This is a genomic window from Maritimibacter alkaliphilus HTCC2654 (genome assembly GCF_000152805.1).
Classification (GTDB): domain Bacteria; phylum Pseudomonadota; class Alphaproteobacteria; order Rhodobacterales; family Rhodobacteraceae; genus Maritimibacter; species Maritimibacter alkaliphilus.
The window spans coordinates 923,785-925,400 of sequence record NZ_CH902578.1 but is presented as its reverse complement, the minus strand read 5'-3'; the positions used below and the strand labels follow the sequence as shown (position 1 = coordinate 925,400).

The following is a 1,616-nucleotide window of genomic DNA, read 5'->3' as shown; positions in this document are numbered from 1 at the left end:
CATATCGGTCATCTCCATCACGTCGCGCGCGACCTGGGGCGAGGAATGGGCGAGGTCCAATATCATGCCCCGCGCCGCGACCTCCTTCACGACCTGACGCCCGAAATCGGTAAGGCCGGCATCGCCGACCCCGTGCAGCGATCCACCCAGTTCGTTGTCGAAGAAATGGTGCAGCCCGATCAGCCGGTATCCCGCCGCCTCGAGCCGGTCGAGATTGGCGATCTCGCCCTCGAGCGGATGGGCGCCCTCGATCCCGAGAACACCGCCCACGACCTCTTCCCCGGCGTCGCGCAGCGCAAGCACGGCGTCGAGATCCTTTTCGGTGCGGATGAGGCGCAGATGGCCGCCCGATCTGTTCGCCGCGTCCCTGAGCCGCTCGGCCTGATAAAGCGCACGCTCCAGAAGGCTGTTCCAGGTGCGTGGCGGCCAGAGCTGGCCCACGGCGAGAAGGGTGATGTTGTCGAACGTCTCGGCGGAGTTCTCTTCGTAATTCTGGCCGGAGGGGGATTGGGTGACGGCGGTGAAGACCTGAAGCGTCACGTTGCCCTCGATCAGACGCGGAATGTCCACATGCCCGCGGTCGGACCGCTCCAGCGGATCGCGCTTCCACAACAGCGTGTCGGCATGCCAGTCGCCGATGAGGAGCGTATCGTGAAACGCGGCACCCTCGGCGGTGACCGGGTAGGGGTCGTGTTCGACGACCACGTTCATGTCCCGCTCGGCGATCCCCGGCGCGAAGATGAAGAACCCCAAAAGCCCGACCACCAGGACGGTCAGTGCGATTCCAAGGATCCATTTCACGATGCGCATCCGCTCCTCCCTCGTTCTTGCGGGCAGGCTATGGCACACTACCTATGGTGAACAGACCCAACCCGACGGAAGGTGGTCATGGCCGGTGGATGGAGCCGCGACGGCGCGGTGCAGGAACAGATCGACGCGTCGCTTTCGGAAGAGCTGGAGCGCCTTCGCGCCCGGCGCGCGCCCGTGGGCGAAAGCCTCGCGGACTGCGCCGAATGCGGCGAAGCGATCCCCGAGGCGCGCCGCAACGCCTTGCCCGGCGTCAAGATCTGCATCGATTGCCAGCAGGAGCGTGACCAGACCTTCAAGGTGCGCCCGGGTTTCAATCGGCGCGGCTCAAAGGACAGTCAACTGAAATAGCCGCGTCTCCTGCGGCAAGCGCCGGGGGATTTATCCACCATCGGTTTGCCGGCCTCGGCGGCTTCCCCCGCGCAGGTGTCATAGGCGATGGCGATATCGCCCAGTTCCATGTCCTCGGGCGGGTAGGGGTCGCCCCCCGGCTGATCCGCGCCACGTTCCTCGGATGGCCATGACAGCACGTTGGTCGGCGTCGGCTTGTCCCGGAACTCGGTGTTGAGCGCGGCGATCCGGTCGTCGTCGCAGGCCAGCAGCGCAATCTCGGCACCCGCGATGCCCAGCTTTGCGAGCGTCGCCGCGCAGGCGGTTTCGGCGAGAGCCTCGAGCCCCAGCGCCACCCAGCGGTCGTCCTCATATACCACGTCCACGATCATGGGGCCGCTCTTACCCGGCTTCGGGCGTCACGGGAACGCTCATTGCGCCATCACGTCGTCTTGCCGCACCCCGGTCAGATCCTCGCT

General features: G+C 66.0%; 3 protein-coding genes. 1 reads left to right on the top strand and 2 read right to left on the bottom strand.

The features are described 5' to 3' along the window. The coding region (locus tag RB2654_RS05645; RefSeq protein ID WP_008329461.1) for a dipeptidase at positions 1-810 on the bottom strand (810 nt) is incomplete at its 3' end. A gap of 78 nt (positions 811-888) precedes the next feature. Between RB2654_RS05645 and RB2654_RS05640 the strand changes: the two genes are divergently transcribed. Then, complete coding sequence (locus RB2654_RS05640; protein ID WP_008329460.1) at positions 889-1,158, top strand: DksA/TraR family C4-type zinc finger protein; 270 nt, start codon at positions 889-891, stop codon at positions 1,156-1,158. Here the strand turns inward: RB2654_RS05640 and ybeY are convergent. Continuing rightward, positions 1,146-1,529: an rRNA maturation RNase YbeY gene (gene ybeY, locus RB2654_RS05635; RefSeq protein WP_008329459.1), complete on the bottom strand. Its 384-nt coding sequence runs from the start codon at positions 1,527-1,529 to the stop codon at positions 1,146-1,148. The genes RB2654_RS05640 and ybeY overlap by 13 nt on opposite strands. Positions 1,530-1,616: the final 87 nt, after the last annotated feature.

Bases quoted from the DNA above. Each gene is read 5' to 3' on its own strand.
- RB2654_RS05640 (WP_008329460.1), top strand. From the start codon at position 889: ATGGCCGGTGGATGGAGCCGCGACGGCGCGGTGCAGGAACAGATCGAC.
- ybeY (WP_008329459.1), bottom strand. From the start codon at position 1,529: ATGATCGTGGACGTGGTATATGAGGACGACCGCTGGGTGGCGCTGGGG.